11 protein-coding genes and 3 pseudogenes are annotated in these 15,629 nt (G+C 57.3%); 1 reads left to right on the plus strand and 13 read right to left on the minus strand.

Annotated features, from left to right (window positions below; all coding sequences use genetic code 11):
* Positions 1 to 62: 62 nt before the first annotated feature.
* From N8E89_RS25925 to N8E89_RS25945, 5 genes are read right to left on the minus strand one after another with little or no spacing between them, the layout of a single operon-like run.
* Positions 63 to 842: an amino acid ABC transporter ATP-binding protein gene (locus N8E89_RS25925; protein WP_262263335.1), complete on the minus strand. Its 780-nt coding sequence runs from the start codon at positions 840 to 842 to the stop codon at positions 63 to 65.
* A 14-nt stretch (positions 843 to 856) separates the two neighbouring features.
* Complete coding sequence (locus N8E89_RS25930; protein WP_262262620.1) at positions 857 to 1,819, minus strand: amino acid ABC transporter permease; 963 nt, start codon at positions 1,817 to 1,819, stop codon at positions 857 to 859.
* Positions 1,816 to 2,712 carry an ABC transporter substrate-binding protein gene (locus N8E89_RS25935; RefSeq protein ID WP_410010421.1) on the minus strand — a complete coding sequence of 299 codons (897 nt, stop codon included), beginning with the start codon at positions 2,710 to 2,712 and terminating at the stop codon, positions 1,816 to 1,818. Before N8E89_RS25935 ends, N8E89_RS25930 begins: the two co-directional genes overlap by 4 nt.
* Before the next feature lie 39 nt (positions 2,713 to 2,751).
* Positions 2,752 to 3,540, minus strand: a complete 789-nt coding sequence (locus tag N8E89_RS25940; RefSeq protein WP_262262622.1) for a deaminated glutathione amidase — start codon at positions 3,538 to 3,540, stop codon at positions 2,752 to 2,754.
* Complete coding sequence (locus tag N8E89_RS25945) at positions 3,537 to 4,529, minus strand: substrate-binding domain-containing protein (RefSeq protein WP_262262623.1); 993 nt, start codon at positions 4,527 to 4,529, stop codon at positions 3,537 to 3,539. The genes N8E89_RS25940 and N8E89_RS25945 overlap by 4 nt, the downstream gene beginning before the upstream one ends.
* A 102-nt stretch (positions 4,530 to 4,631) precedes the next feature.
* Here N8E89_RS25945 and N8E89_RS25950 point away from each other — a divergent pair.
* Positions 4,632 to 5,973: pseudogene (locus N8E89_RS25950) on the plus strand (PLP-dependent aminotransferase family protein).
* Positions 5,974 to 6,116: 143 nt separating this feature from the next.
* Here N8E89_RS25950 and N8E89_RS25955 read toward each other — a convergent pair.
* The 8 genes and pseudogenes from N8E89_RS25955 to N8E89_RS25990 form a co-directional block, all read right to left on the minus strand.
* Positions 6,117 to 7,439, minus strand: a complete 1,323-nt coding sequence (locus N8E89_RS25955) for an NAD(P)/FAD-dependent oxidoreductase (protein ID WP_262262624.1) — start codon at positions 7,437 to 7,439, stop codon at positions 6,117 to 6,119.
* A gap of 14 nt (positions 7,440 to 7,453) precedes the next feature.
* On the minus strand, positions 7,454 to 8,341 hold the full coding sequence (locus N8E89_RS25960) for an ABC transporter permease (RefSeq protein WP_262262625.1): 888 nt from the start codon (positions 8,339 to 8,341) through the stop codon (positions 7,454 to 7,456).
* Positions 8,342 to 8,351: 10 nt separating this feature from the next.
* A complete protein-coding gene (locus N8E89_RS25965; protein WP_106663837.1) occupies positions 8,352 to 9,302 on the minus strand; it encodes an ABC transporter permease in 951 nt (316 codons plus the stop codon).
* A 96-nt stretch (positions 9,303 to 9,398) separates the two neighbouring features.
* Positions 9,399 to 11,076 (minus strand): annotated as a pseudogene (locus N8E89_RS25970) (peptide ABC transporter substrate-binding protein).
* Between the two features lie 109 nt (positions 11,077 to 11,185).
* Positions 11,186 to 12,518 (minus strand): annotated as a pseudogene (locus N8E89_RS25975) (NAD(P)/FAD-dependent oxidoreductase).
* Entirely contained in the window at positions 12,519 to 13,217 is a 699-nt protein-coding gene (locus tag N8E89_RS25980) for an SDR family NAD(P)-dependent oxidoreductase (protein ID WP_262262626.1), read from the minus strand.
* Between the two features lie 16 nt (positions 13,218 to 13,233).
* Complete coding sequence (locus tag N8E89_RS25985) at positions 13,234 to 13,716, minus strand: MarR family winged helix-turn-helix transcriptional regulator (protein WP_262262627.1); 483 nt, start codon at positions 13,714 to 13,716, stop codon at positions 13,234 to 13,236.
* 214 nt (positions 13,717 to 13,930) lie between these two features.
* On the minus strand, positions 13,931 to 15,574 hold the full coding sequence (locus tag N8E89_RS25990) for an ABC transporter ATP-binding protein (protein ID WP_262263336.1): 1,644 nt from the start codon (positions 15,572 to 15,574) through the stop codon (positions 13,931 to 13,933).
* Positions 15,575 to 15,629 lie beyond the last annotated feature (55 nt).

Below are 15,629 nucleotides of genomic sequence, written 5' to 3' on the forward strand. Positions count from 1 at the left end.
CAAGATGGCGTTAGGCCTGTTGTGAAACTTGTCAAACTGCAAAATATCAACGTTCCCGTATTCTAGATGAACCGGCTGAGGAAAGCCCGCGTGCGCGAATGCTGTGGGTTGCCGAGCACATCATCGGGCCGTCCCTGTTCAACGATAATTCCATCATCCATGAACACGACCCGGTCGGCTGCTTCCCGCGCAAAGCCGATCTCGTGTGTAACGACGATCATCGTCAGGCCCTGATCGGCGAGATCGCGCATCGCCGCCAGCACTTCACCCACCAATTCTGGGTCAAGCGCCGACGTCGGCTCGTCGAACAGCATGAGCTTCGGCTTGATGGCAAGTGCACGGGCGATGGCAATGCGCTGCTGCTGCCCGCCGGACAATTGCCGGGGATACGCGTCGGCCTTGTGCGTCAGCCCGACGCGAGCCAGCAGTTCCATCGCCAGTTCGGTCGCTTGCCCGCGGCTTTGCTTGTGCACGCCGATCGGTGCCTCGATGATGTTCTGCAGTGCCGTCATGTGTGGGTAGAGATTGAATTGCTGGAACACCATGCCGATCTGCCGCCGCTGTACGGCAATTGCCCGGTCAGGCAATTTGTTGAGCCTGCCATTGTGCAGGCAATAGCCAATCTGCTCCCCAGCAACCACGATCGAGCCGCGGTCGATGGCTTCAAGGTGGTTGATGCAGCGCAGGAATGTCGATTTGCCTGAACCTGACGGTCCGAGAACGACGACGACTTCGCCGGTCGCAACATCAAGGTCGATGCCTTTGAGCACTTCGACTTCGCCAAAGGCCTTGTGCACATTGCGCGTCTGCACCAGTGGCTGGACGGCTTCAACAGTATTCATGGACAAAGCGGCGGTCATTTGCTGCCCTCCGGCACCATGGCTGAAATCTCGGCCACGACAACTTGCTCCTGCTTCTTCACTGCCGTCGCGGAGCCGCGCTCACCACGCCCGTAATAGCGCTCGATGAAGCCCTGGCCGATATTAAGGATGGAGGTGATGAACAGATACCAGATGACGGCAACCATGAGCATTGGGATGACTTCGAAGGTTCGGTTGTAAACAGCCTGCACGGAATAGAGCAGATCGGCCATGGCGATGACGCTAACGAGCGATGTTGCCTTGATCATGCTGATCAGCTGGTTGCCGGTTGGCGGGACAATGGAGCGCATGGCCTGCGGAATGATGATCCGCCAGAGAGCCCGGGCGCGGGTCATCCCGAAGGCTTGCGTGGTTTCGATCTGGCCCCTGTCGACGGAAAGCAGCCCGCCGCGGATAATTTCAGCCATGTAGGCCGCTTCATTGAGCGCAAGACCGGCAATTGCGGCGGTCATCGGTGTGATCAGATCATTGGTATTCCAGCTGGCCAGCGTCGGCCCGAACGGAATTGCAAGCGATATCTCCGGAAAAAGCGTGGAGAGATTGTACCAGAATATGAGCTGGACCAGCAGCGGCGTGCCACGGAAGAACCATATGTAAAGACCCGCCAGTGAACTGGCGAGCCGATCGTTAGACATGCGGGCAATGGCGAGAAGCAGCCCGATCACCACACCAATGGCCATGGCGACCACAGTCAGGCCAAGAGTAACGCAGAGGCCTCGCAAGATTGTTTCTTCCGTGAACCATTGCGCTACGGTTGGCCAGCCGAAGTTCTCGTTATGGGCGACGATCCAGAGGAAGTTGGCGGCAATGAGCAGCGTGATCCCCCAGAGAAGCCAACGGTCGGCTCGAAAGGGCTTGTGCGCATTCGCGACATCGCGAAGCGCCGCCTCTGCATCGCCCCGAGGGGGCGATGCCGTGGTCCGGTTGTTCTGGGTCATTTCGCACCCTGGCCCGCAAGATTGATTGCGGGCGCATTGATCATGTTCTTCTCAAGGCCCCATTTCTTCATGATGATGGCATAGGTGCCATTGTCCATGAGAATTTTCAGGCCATCGCGAAGGACCTCCGCCAGCGGCGAGCCTTTCGGCACGACAGCGCCTTGATAGAGGTTATCAAAGCCGTTCTTCTCCCCAGTTGCAGCAAGCTCAAGCTGGCCGTTCGTCTGCTGAACGAAATAGGTCAAGGGAGCCTGCGAAGAGAAGAAGGCGTCAGAACGCTTTGACCGGACCGCCAGGATAGAGCTTGGCTGGTCGGTGAACGACTGTACCTCGATCGCGGCCTTTCCATCCTTGGTGCATTTTTCTGCCTGCGCCTTGATGACCTTTTCGGCCGAACCCGCCGCCATCACGGCAATACGATTGCCGCAAGCTGTATCAAGCGAGGTAATGCCCTTGGGATTGCCCTTCTGCACGGCGAATACAACATACTCCTGCACATAATCGACAAAATCATTAGCCTCCTCGCGCGTGGCGAAGTCGCCCACCGGGCCAAAGGCGAACTGATAGCGGCCAGAATTGATGCCGCTGAGCAGGGCGGACAAGCCGCTGACAGTGGCGTGCTTGATCTTAACCCCCAGAAGCTCACCAAGTGCATTGGTCAGGTCGGCACTGGCACCGGTCATCTCGGTCGGGCCGGCGACGATCTCATAGGGCGGGAACGAGCCGTTGTTCACCGAGATCATACTCCCGGCCTTGCGGATCTCCTCCGGCAGCTTTGCCTTAAGCGCCGCGTTGACGGTCTGTTTGGGTACCACTGTCTCCTCAGCCATGGCTGATCCCGCCAGGACGGAGGTTGTGAGCAACACGGCTGATGCCATTTTCATAAGTTTCATTTTCATTCCCCTTTTCTTGATTCAGTAGAGTTCAGTTGGTCAGGCGAGTTCGGGTCGTGCGAAGCGACGGTTTGCCAGGACCGGCAAGACCGATCGCGCATGGCTGATGCGTTTTGGTGCGATGTCGGCGAAGATCAGTGCCGGTGCTTCACCGGCGCGAACAACTGCAACGCCGAGCGGATCGACAACCATGCTGGCGCCGATATTGCGCTCACCGCATTCACCGACGGCGACGATATAGCAGGTGTTCTCCAAGGCTCTCGCCGTGACAAGCACGTCCCAATGCGCCTCCTTGCCTGGTCCCTTCACCCAGGCCGCGGGCAGGATCAGCACATCAGCACCGTCAACAGCGTGGCGGCGGGCAAGTTCCGGAAAGCGTAAATCGTAGCAGGTCATCAGGCCGAGTTTCAGGCCCGCAACCTCGATCAATTCCGGAATGACTGAGCCGGGTTGAACATTCGTGGATTCCTTGGCGGCAAAAGCGTCGTAGAGATGAAGCTTGCGATATTGCGAAACGATCTCGCCACGCCGAATGGTCACGAGATTGTTGAAAACGCGCTGGCCAGCGGTCGGCACATGAATACACATCATTATGGTCAGACCGCTCTTGCTGCTCGCGGCGAGAAGCTGCGTCATGAACGGCCCGTCAAGCGGTTGAGCTGTCTTCAGCACGATATCCGGATCTGCAATATCGCGGGCAAGGATGCCCTCAGGCAGAACCAGCAGATCGGCACCGCCTTCCGCGGCCCGCCTGATCAGGTCCACACAGATATCGGCATTTTCCTGCCAGACCTTGCTGACGGCAAATTGTCCGAGCGCCACTTTCATGCTGAAACGCCCACGCGGCCGGTTTTGGAGGAATGCCTCATTTCATTGGGGAAGAGATCGGTCGGTGTTAGCAGCATCGGTGTCAGTCCTTGCACATGCAGTTGTTCGGCAAAATTGGCGATCATTCGTTCGTTGGCCGCAAACCCACTCGCATTCCAGCTTTGTGGAAGATCGCGCGCCACATGGCCGAGTTCCTCGATGATCCATGGTGTCGTGTCGGCATATTTGCGGCGCTTGTTCAGCCAGACCCGCTGCGACTCGTCGAAGAGGTCACTCAACTCCTGAGCCAGCCAGGGATGCTCGGCCGCGAACGAGGCCTTGACGCCGAGCAGATGCATCCCCGGCACGTAACCAATCTCGCGGAAATAGGCGAGCTCTTCGGCGCGGAAATCTGGCAAGACATGACGGAAGTTCGAACTGGCGCCAAAGAAGCTGTCGGGCATGAAAGGCGTGAAAACCGCATCCAGCTCGCCGGTCTCGAGCAGTTCCATCATAGGCCGCTCGCCCGGCGCAGCTTCGATGCGGCCAGGACGACCGAAGCCGTCAAGCCGGTCGACAATCGGGTGCACCCCGGTCAAACGGCCGGCGTACCAATACGCATCCTCGATACCGACACCCGCATGAGCAAGCGCAGCACGCGTCCAGGTATTGCCGGAGTCGCGCCAGCCGGTGACGCCGATCTTCTTGCCTGACAATTGTTCGAGACGGATGATCGGGCTATCTTTGGCGGTTATGACGCAGCGATGGCGAAAACCGCGCATGATGAAATTGGGAATGCCGAGTATATCTGTCTCGCCCTTTGCCCGGCCGCCGGCATAGCGGCTAAAGGAGATTTCCGCTGCGTCGTATTGCGGATCGGCGCCGAGATCCGCAACGAGCGTGCCAATCCGATCGATCTTCAGATCCAGCCTTTCTGAACTGACGTCGCCAAGCACAAGCGGTGTCAGATAATCCCAATCGCGGACAGCCAATCGAACAGTGATACGCAAGACATTTCCTCGCAGGTTTGTATTTTCCAACGGGAAGCTAAATGTTCATTCTTGACTGATCAAATACTATTACGTTACTGAACATTAAAAAAGGGGTCTAAAATGAGCGAAATTGCCTCGGTTGAATGGTTTGCTGAGAAATTGAGTGACCGAACGATGCGCGGCATCGCCATTGAGACCAGCGCCCTTATCCGCGCAGGCGCCATCCCCGTCGGCACCAAACTACCGGCAATACGCGATCTGGCATTTATACTCGGCATCAGTCCGGCGTCGGTATCGGAAGCATGGAGCGAGCTGCGGCGGCAAAAGATCATTACCGGTCGCGGGCGCAACGGCACATGGGTGAGCGGCGACCGGATTGCACCACGTCCCGCCCGCCTTGCCAGCGCGGGCGACTATGGCGATGAAGTTCTCGACCTTTCCATGGCCGTTCCCGATGTTGAATTGCTGCCGCCGCTTGGCGAAGCGCTCCGACACGGCGCTTCGGCAGAAAATCTCAACAGCTACCGGCGCGTTCGGATTCTTGCGGACCTGCAGGCGGCGGTGGAACCGCGATGGCCCTACAGACCGGAAGCCTTTCTTGCTACCAACGGCGGCTACAACGCCGTCTACGCGCTTCTGCATGCGCTGGTGATGTCGGGATCCTTCATTGCAATCGAAGACCCGACCGCCATGCGCCTTCTCGACATTCTGGAGGATCTCGGTGCCCATATTCTTCCCGTGCAATGCGACGCCGATGGTCCGCTGCCGGATTCGCTCGCAGCGGCATTGGAGAAGAAGCCCGCCGCTTTCCTGTTTCAGCCCCGCACCCATTGCGTCACGGGATGTGGGGTGAGCAGTGCTCGCTTGGATGAACTTGCCACAGTTCTGAAGGACAGTGACGCCCTTATTATCGAGGATGACGGCGTTGGCGATGTTTCCAGCGCTGCCGCCGGCAACACTTGGCAATCACTTTCCCGACCGGGTCATCCACATTGTATCTTATTCCAAGAGCCTTGGCCCGGATTTGCGGCTCGCGGTGCTATCCAGTTCAAAGCGTATCGTTGAACAGATCCAGTCCTATCGCAGTTTCAGTGCCGGTTGGACCAGCCGAGCTCTGCAGTCCGCTGTTGCCTGGCTGCTCCACGATGAGGAAACGGGCAAGAGCATGGTGCAAGCCCGAACCATCTACAAGCAGCGGCGAGACGGGCTGATGCGGGCACTCGGCGAGCGCAATGTTCATCTTTCTGGAGGCGATGGGCTTGTGCTTTGGATCCCCGTCGCGTCCGAACAATTTGCATTAGTGACCCTTGCTGCGCGCGGCATTGCAGTCCTGGCGGGTGAGAAATGTTCGGTCCGGCCGATCAACTATATTCGCGTCGCAACCAGTATCCTGAGAGAGCGGCAAGAGGAAGTCGCCGACGCGATCGCGCTTGCCGTCCGCAGTCCGGATCAACGATTTTGAGGGGCCTCAGATATCGTCATTTACAAATAGGTCGTTTCACATCCGCCCGGCCGAACGAACCTTCGGTCCCGCCCTCCAAGCGCTCGGCAGCCCAGTCGGGCCAAAGGCAATTGGAATTTCTGCAATCACTGTTCAACATGATATCAGGCGTGCGGCGGAAGCGGCGCGCCATCGCTTTTTGCTGCAAGCCAGTCCCGAACGCGGTAGTAGCGCAGTGTCAGCTGTGGTCCGAAACTCATGTAGAATGGTGCTGCCTTCAATGGTTCCAGTTTCAGCCCCAGCTCCTCCTTCGGCATTCCCATCGCCCACTCTGACAAAATGGCGCCCAGCATACTTCCTGTCGGAACACCGCGCCCGGAGAGACCCGTAAGGCCAACCACGCCCGGCGCGAGATTATAGAGCCTGGGGATCGTTCGATATTGCATATCCAACTCGCCAAACCAGAAATACTCCCAGTGGATTTCGTCAAAAATTTGCGGATGAAGCCATTTGAGGCGATCGGTCATCACTTGCTTGGTATAGGCAATGTCCCTGCCGCGCCGGCCCATCGGAAACATCGAGGCAACAATACGGCCTTCGCCATTATATTTATAGACGTAGATATCGCCTCGGCCGTCATGGATTGTGGTATTTTGTGGAAGGACGCACTGTCGCAGATCCTCGGCAAGTGGTTGGGTTGCTGCCACAAATACACGCTGTATCTTGAACGTCTTGTCCAGTCCCGGCCAGCCTCCAACCGTATAAGCGCCCGTGCAAAAGATGACTTTTTCGGCCAGAACTGAACCTTGGGGCGTGTTGACTGCCCATCCTTCACCGACACGTTCAAGCCCGGTTACGCGTGAATATGTATGCACGCTGCCGCCTTCCGACATCACAGCGCGAGCCAGTCCGCGCGCATAGCCGAGTGCATTTAGATGCCCGCCCTCTGCGTGGAACCAGCCGCCATGAAAGCGCGGACTTCCGGTCATTGCCTCAATCTCGTTCTTGTCGAGAACACGCGTCCTTGCGCCCACGCCATTGTACTCCCGCGCCTTGTCCCTGATCGCTGCCATGGCGCTAGGGGTATGTGCACCCATCACATACCCGTTTTGCTGCCACTCGCAGTCGATCTTGTAGTGCGCTATCATTTCCGAGACGCGGTCATTGGCGCGCGTCTGCCGCTTGATAAGTCTTGCCGCCCACGGTTCGCCCAGCATCTTACGCAGCTGCGGCAAACTGTAATGCGTGAACGTTGGCGTGCAGTGTCCGGCATTGCGCCCGGATCCGCCAAAACCGATTTCCTGTGCCTCAAGCAACACGACGTTCACACCCGATCGCGCGAGCTCCAGTGCGGTGGTCAGCCCGGTATAGCCGCCGCCAACAATACAAACATCAGCCTTGATCCCGCCTTCCAGCCTTGACGTCCCCGGTGCCGGTGCGGCCGTCGCATACCAGAGCGTTGCCTCGAAGGGGGAGAATTTCGCCATGGTTCTTGGATCCCTCAAATCAGGTCGCTACGGGCATCAAGCGCATCGCGCAGGCCGTCGCCGATAAAATTGAAGCTGGTGACGGCAAGCGTAATGGCCACGCCAGGGACGATCGCCAGCCACGGAGCCGATTGGAGGTACTGTTGCGCGCCGTTCAACATATTGCCCCAACTTGGCAGCGGCGGTTGAATGCCGTAACCGAGAAAACTGACGTACGCCTCAAGAAGGATCGCCCGCGCCACGGTCAGCGTCGCTGCCACGATGATCGGACCCATCGCATTTGGCAGAAGCTCGCGAAACATAATCCAGCGATTGCTAAGACCAAGCATGCGCGCCGCCATGATGAAATCGCGTTCACGCAAGGAGCGGACCTCCGCCTCGACAATACGGGCCACCTCCATCCAGCTCGTGATGGCAATGATGACCGTGATCATGATGGGACTGGGCTTTATAAATGCGGCGAGCGCCAGCAGCAGGAAAATGCTGGGAAACGACAGGACCGCATCGACGAAACGCATCAACACGGTCCCGATCCGTCCGCCATAGTACCCGGCCACGACACCAATCGTGGCACCGATGAGCGTGCTCAACACCATCGCGGCGAACCCGACCAGCATTGAAATGCGGCCGGCCATCAGAAGGCGAGCAGCAATGTCGCGGCCGAGCGGATCAGTACCAAGGAAATGATAGCCGGTGAGCGGTGGCGAAAAACGCGCGCGCAAGTCAATGTAGAGGTCATTGTAGGGAAGAAGATAAGGCCCGATGACACAGGCAAGCGTGAGGACGCTCACCATGACAACGCCAAGTGCCGCGAGGCGGTGGCGCATGAACCGCCTGAAGGTACGGCTGTTCCACCAGCCGGATCTCACGGGCGGATTTACGGGTGGGGAAGAAACGGACATGACAATTTCCCTACGTTAGCCGGATGCGCGGATCAACAAAGGCGGTCAGCAAGTCTGCCGCAAGGTTACTGAGGAGGACGAGAATGGCAGAGAACATCAGCAGCCCCATCACCACCGGGTAGTCCTGGTAGCCGAGACTATCGAGGAACAGCCGGCCCATCCCCGGCCACGTGAAGACCGTTTCGGTGACAAGTGCCCCACCAAGCAGGGTGGGGACCTGCAACCCGGCCAGCGTGATCATGGGCAACAGGGCGTTGCCCACCACATGTTTCATCAGCACGCGTCGGGGCGTCATGCCTTTCGCCTTGGCTGTGCGGACAAAATCTTGATTGATGACATCAAGCGTAGCCGTTCGCATGTACCGGCTCCAGACCGCTACATCGACCAGAGCCAGAACCATGGCAGGCATAATGAGATGGATGGCATAATCCAAGAACGATCCATTACCGATGGTGTACATATTGCCGGCCGGCAGCCATCCGAGCTTCAGCGAGAAAATGTAAATCGCCACGAGACCAAACCAGAAGGTCGGGATCGAGAGCGCCACCATAGCACCGACGGTCGCGGCATAGTCGAAGAGCGAATAGCGCTTGGTCGCGCCCTTGATGCCGACCCATGTACCGACCGTCACGGAGATGACGGTTGCTGTTCCCATCAAGAGCAGTGTGGCGCCAAAATGCCCGCCAATGACATCGAGGACCGGACGGCTGTCACGGAAGGATCGGCCCCAGTCGCCGCGCAGCAGGCGCCAGGCCCAGTCCGCATATTGGACAATCAACGGCCGGTCGAGGCCCATTTGCACAGCAATCCGGTCAAGGTCTGCCTGACTCATGCCGGGCGTCAGCGCAAATTGTGACAATGGGCCGCCTGGGGCGAGGTTGAGAACGGCAAAGCCGATCATGGATACCAGCACCAGCAGCACGAGGCTTTGGCCGAGCCTGCTGAGAATGTAGCGGGTCATGGCATGGATCTCCAATAAAGTGGTCTGGGCACAGACTTGACCGGCGTCCGGTCAGCCCCAAGCTGGGGGCCGGAGCTGATCTCCGGCCCCCTCGCCCTACGCCTGTTCCCAGTACCAGGTACCGACATTCCAGGAATCGATGCGGTTGTTCACGTTTGGCGTGAAGCCGACCATGCCCTTCTTGTGGCCCCGGACTGTCGCGTATTGAAAGATCGGCAAAAGCGGCAGATCGTTGCGGATGACCTCCTGGATCTTCAGGTATGCCTTCTTGCGTTCTTCTGGAATAAAGACACGCCCGCCCTCTGCGAGCAGCCGATCGACTTCCGGATTGGAATATTGCGAGGTGTTCTGGCCCGCGCCACCCTTGGCGTTAATGGACGTCGACAGGAAGTAATCCGATGTGTCGGGATCCGGTCCGGTAAGGAAATTGATACCGACCACGACAGAATCGAATTTCGACTGCATCCAGTATTCACCCCACATGACAGCAGGCGGCAGATTGGAGATCGTCATCTCAACGCCGATATCCTTGAAGGATTGCTGCATGTACTGCTGAACCTGTTCGCGGATGTGGTTGCCGGCTGTTGTCGAATTGGAGAAGGAAAGGCGCACGCCATCCTTGGCGCGGATACCGTCCTCACCCGGTTTCCAACCGGCATCATCCAGCAGTTTCTTGGCCTTCTCGATATCAAACTCATGCTTGGGCAGATCCGGATTGAAATAGAAGGACTGTTGCGGCATGTAGGTTTCCGTTGGTGCCGGCAAACCATAGTAGAGCGCATCGATGATGGTCGTCTTGTCCAGCGCGTGGTAGAGCGCCTGGCGCACCGCAATGTCCTTAAATTGCGGCCTTTCCATATTGAATGTGACCGATCTCGACGGTGGCGCCGGGGACGACCGCCACGTCTTTGCCCTCCAAAGCCTTCGCCTCATCATAATGATCGGGCGTGATCCACTGCAGACCCGTCACGTCGATGTCGCCAGTCTTGAACTGGGTGTAAAGGACGGTAAGGTCCGGAATATATTTGTAAATGAGCCGTTCGAGATAAGGGCCGTCGCCGTAATAGTCTGTATTGGCGGCAAGTTCGATATGATCACCCGCGACACGTTCGACCCATTTGAACGGTCCGGTCCCGACCGGTGCATTGTTGAACGGCGCAGCGTTGCGATCGGCTTCCGGTTCCAAAATATGCTTGGGCACGATAAAGGTGGCCGCGAGGATCGAGGGATAGGGCGCATAGGGTTTATCCATGCGCCAGGTAATTTCGGTCGGTGATACGACCTTGAGGTCGCGTACCAGGTCGTGACCTGCGCGCCTGCCACTGCGAAAATTCGGATCGACCACCAGTTCAAGCGTGAATTTGACGTCTTCGGCGGTGAAAGGTTTGCCGTCATGCCATTTCACGCCATCGCGCAGCTTGACTTTCCAATTGAGACCGTCAGCTGAAATACCGCCATTTTCGACACTCGGTACTTCGGCTGCAAGTGCGGGGATGAATTTGCCTTCCGGATCAACGTTGAAGAGAGGATCAAAGACACTGAAGTGAATCCCCTCATCCACCTCGATATGCAACATGTGTGGATTGAAGACGGTTGGTTCCTGAGAAAAGCCGATAATGACCTGGCCTTTGGGTGCAGATGGCGGTGCGGCAAAAGCCTTGTCACGGCCGAAAATCCCCGGCATGACCAGCCCAGATGCCCCGACCAATCCCATCATGGTGAGAGTCTGGCGCCGGGTGGGACGAAGAATTGAATTTTGATGCTTATCGGACATTGTCGTTTCCCTTCATTATTGGTTTGTTCAATGTTCAGGTCTGCATGCGTATCTGCCCCTTTACGGCAGATCATTCTTTGGTGGCGCGGCTCCTCAACCGTACTGTTTGTCAGAACCCGCTGATCGGCTGCACCTTTGAGCCATCGCTGAAACGGGAAAATCGGAAATCGGCCGGGTCAACGACGGGCGAACGGCCAGTAACAATATCGGCCATGAGGCGGCCGGCCGCCGGGCCAATACCAAACCCGTGACCTGAAAAACCCGTGGCAATATAAAATCCCGGAATCTGGTCCACGGCGGAAATCACCGGGACCGCATCGGGCGTCACATCAATATATCCGGCCCAGCGTTGCGCAACCTGTGCCTGATTGAAGACAGGGAAGGCAGATTTCAGATTGTCGAAAGCCCGGCTGGACATATCGAGCGAAGGTTTTGGATCAAGGACCCGGTTGTATTCAAACGGGCTCGCCTCATCCATATTCCAGCGGGTCGGCATACGCATTTCATCAAAGAAGCGCCCGCCAAGGCGAAACGACAGTGAACGCCATTCCATTTTGAGCGCCGGCAGGAACTGGAATGCATAGCGGAATGATTTCGGCACGATATCGACAATATTCTCGTGGCCCGATGCGATGGTATAGCCACCATCTTGTCGCTTGCGTATCGCAAAATCCTTGGACCAGATGGCGGATTCAGGACCACCCTCCAAGGGTTGTGTCCGCATTACGGTGTTCATGACCTTCAGCTGCGGCAGATCGATATCGTAACGGCCGCAAAAAAGATTGGACCAGGCACCGCCAGCCAATACGACACAATCGCACGCGATGCGGCCACGCTCGGTAACAACGCCGGACACCTTTCCTGCCGCAGTTTCAACGCCACGCACAGCACATTCGGTGAGGATCGCCGCTCCCTTGTCGCGCGCAGCCTCCGCCACGGCCGGCGCGGCCTTTTGCGGCTCGGCCCGACCATCGGCGGGCGTATAGAGCGCGCCTTTCAGTTTCATGTTGCCCCCGGGCAGGAGATCCTGAAGCTCCTTGCCGCTCAGCATGCGGCTCTCGAGCTGATATCCGTGGAGATTCCTGCCCCAGCGTTCATGCTCGTCATAGGACTTTTCGTCCGGACAGGTGAACAGGATGCCGGCGCGCTTATAGCCCGTGTCGCGGCCCAGCCTCTGGTCAAGCCCGGACCAAATACGCAAAGCCTCTGCCATCAGCGGCACTTCACGTGGATCGCGGCGTGAGATGCGCACCCAACCCCAGTTGCGGCTCGATTGTTCCTGGCCAATGCCACCCTTTTTCGCACAAAGCCACCCTGTGACCGCGTTCAGCCAGTTCCAAAGCCGTGGAAGTGCCGATGATGCCGCCGCCAATCACAACCACATCGACTTTTTCCGGCAGGTTTTCATCACCGTGAACACGAACGACGTAGGGACCGGGCATTTAATAGGTTTCCTCTAATTGGCAGTTGATTGTGAATTCGGCAACGCTCGCCTCATTGGGAAGATCGAGCAACATCGCGGTGATACGGGCAATGTCGGCTGGATTGGTCATCAGGCTGTCTTGGCGGCTGGTCAGGCTGCGCGCCATGTCCGTTGCGACAAATCCAGGACAAACGGCGGTGGCACGAATGCCAAGATCCCAGCCCGTGTGGCGAAGGCCATGGGCCAGCGCCACGGCTGCAAATTTGGAGACGGAATAGAGACTGGCACGCGCGGATTTCACGCGTTTTCCCGACAGCGAGCCGAGGACGATGATGCGGCCCCGGCCGCTCTTGCTGAGCGCGTCCCAAGCCGCGGCAGCCAACCGCCGCGGCGCCTTTACATTCACCGCCAACAGTGCATCAAGATCGGCGTCTTCAGCTTCGATCACATTTTTTGCGATCATGATCCCGGCATTGGCAACGACCGCATCGATGCGGCCGAACCGTGTCAGCGCTTGCGCGACCCATTGTGCCTCCACTGCAGTATCGTTCGCGTCATAAGCGACGACCTGAACCAGATCGGGGTCAGCCCAGTCCGGCAATTGTGGGTTACGCATGCCAAGCGAAAGCCGCCATCCTGCATCGCCGAGAAAGCGGGCAATCGCCTCGCCTATACCCCGATTGGCTCCTGATAGGAGTGCCACACGTTCTTCTGCCATACCTCACTCCTGGCATTCATTTCGTTCCCACCATTTTCCGGTACGCCCGGCGCAGAATATCCATGAGTTGCGCTTGCTCTTCTTCCACGATGAAAGAAAAGAAGTCTTTCGACTGCTTCGTCACGATCGGCCTGATTTTTGCCGCAAGTTCAGCACCTTTAGCTGTAACAAACAGCTCGTGTGCCCTCCGCTCTCTTGCCGACGTTTGCCGAACGAGCAGGTCATGATCGATCATCTGATCAATAAGACGCCCCATCGCAGAGCGATCTTTCATGATGATTTGTGCGATGACCGATGGTCGTATGCCCGGATGGCTGTCGACCAGAAGCAGTGTGGTAATCTTGCCTGTCCCCCGGGCCACATCAAGGCCATCCAACCGCTCATCGAGATCGCGCGAAACGGCAATGTTCATGGTGCGGATATAAAAGCTCAACGTATTCTCGAGCACGTCAAGATTGACATGTTCGATCGATGTTGGCTTTGGTCCGCCATCAGACATTGTGGCAAACTCCTTCCACTCCTGCCTCGAGGGTCCGAGCAGGTTCCGGATAGATCGTTATGCAGCTTTCAATTTCCATGGTTCGGCAAATAGTGGATAAATGCAACTATTATTTTGCCTCGGGCTATACGAATGCGATCAAAAAATAAATTTGCCCGTTTTGGAGGCAAATCCTCGGCAAACGGGCACAATATCAGCGTTCAATGCGCAAAGATCAGGCGGCGGGTTCCCACTCGTGTCCGGGGATAGCCGAGACCAGCTTGCGCGTGTAGGGGTGTCCGGGATTGCGAAAGATCTGCGAGGGAGGACCGAATTCCACGATCTCGCCGCGATACATCACGGCAATGTCGTCGCAAATCTGGCTCGCTACACGCAGGTCATGGGTAATAAAGACCATCGCTACGTTCAGCAGCTTCTGGATCTGTGTCAATAGTTCAAGGATCTGTGCCTGGATGGATACGTCTAAAGCCGAGACGGCCTCGTCGGCGACAAGCAAGACGGGGTCGAACATCAAAGCGCGAGCAATACCAATGCGCTGACGCTGGCCGCCGGAAAACTCGTGCGGATAGCGATCGTAGGCGCCTTCATCGAGCCCGACGAGCTTAAGCAGTCGCACCGCCTTGGCCCTGGCCTCAACGCCGCTGGTGCCATGCGCCATGGGGCCAACCACGAGGATTTGACCAATGGTGTGGCGCGGGTTGAGCGAGGCAAACGGATCCTGAAAAATCATCTGAATGTAGGGGCGCAATGACCGGAACTCGTTCGGTGAGAGCGGCGCTATGTCCTGTCCATTGAACAAGATCTTGCCGCCATCAGCATCCATCAATTTAAGCAGGACACGCCCAAGTGACGATTTGCCCGAACCCGACTCGCCGACAATACCAAGTGTGCGGCCCTTGCGGATGGTGAAACTCACATCATTGACCGCATGCACCGTGCGACCCTTTGAAAAGAACCCACCACCAGTTTTGTAGATCTTGTTGAGTTTCTGCACGTCAAGCACGACCGGTGCTTGTGCATTGCTTGCCCTGTCCTCGTCGCGCATGCGTGGTACAGCCGCCGTCAAGCGCTGAGTGTAAGGATGGGTAGGATGATTGAGAACGTCAAAAGCCTTGCCCTGTTCGACGATCCTGCCTTTTTCCATGACCACCACCCGATCCGCGATCTCGGCCACGACACCAAAATCATGGGTAATGAACATCACGCTCATGTTCTTGTTGCGCTGGATCTTGCGGATCAGTTCAAGGATTTGCGCTTGTGTCGTCACATCCAGGGCAGTCGTCGGTTCATCTGCGATCAGCACGTCCGGTCCCAACGCCAAGGCTATCGCAATCATGACGCGCTGGCGCTGGCCACCTGAAAGGCGAAAAGGATATTGATGTTGCATGAGCATGGGGTCAGGAAGACCCACTTCCTCAAGCAAATCGAGCACAGCTTTCCTGCGGCTTTCCGGTGTCCCCACCTTGTGAACTTCCATCACTTCGGCAATCTGGTCACCGACCGTCATCAGCGGATTAAGAGCGGAAAGCGGGTCCTGGAATATAATCGAGACCGAGCGACCGCGCAGTTCGCGCACCTCGGTCTCTTTCGCTTTAAGGATGTCCACACCCTTGAAACGGATTGCGCCTGCGCTGGCGCGAATGGATGATGGCAAGAGCCCCATTATGGCATTGGCCGTGACGGATTTGCCGGAGCCGGATTCACCGATGATGCAAAGGATTTCTCCCGCTTGCAGATCAAAGGAGATGTCCTCGACGGCATACCGTCGCTCCATGCCCTTTGGCAGATCGATGGAAAGGTTTTCAACGGCAAGAATTGCGTTTCTGTCAATTTCGGTGCTTCGTTGAACGTCGCTCATCATCACAAAGTGACCTCTCATTGCCAAGCCGATACGGCTACCCTTCCATTTAGCG

Origin of the sequence: Phyllobacterium sp. A18/5-2 (genome assembly GCF_025452215.1) — a bacterium.
GTDB classification, from domain to species: Bacteria; Pseudomonadota; Alphaproteobacteria; order Rhizobiales; family Rhizobiaceae; genus Phyllobacterium; species Phyllobacterium sophorae.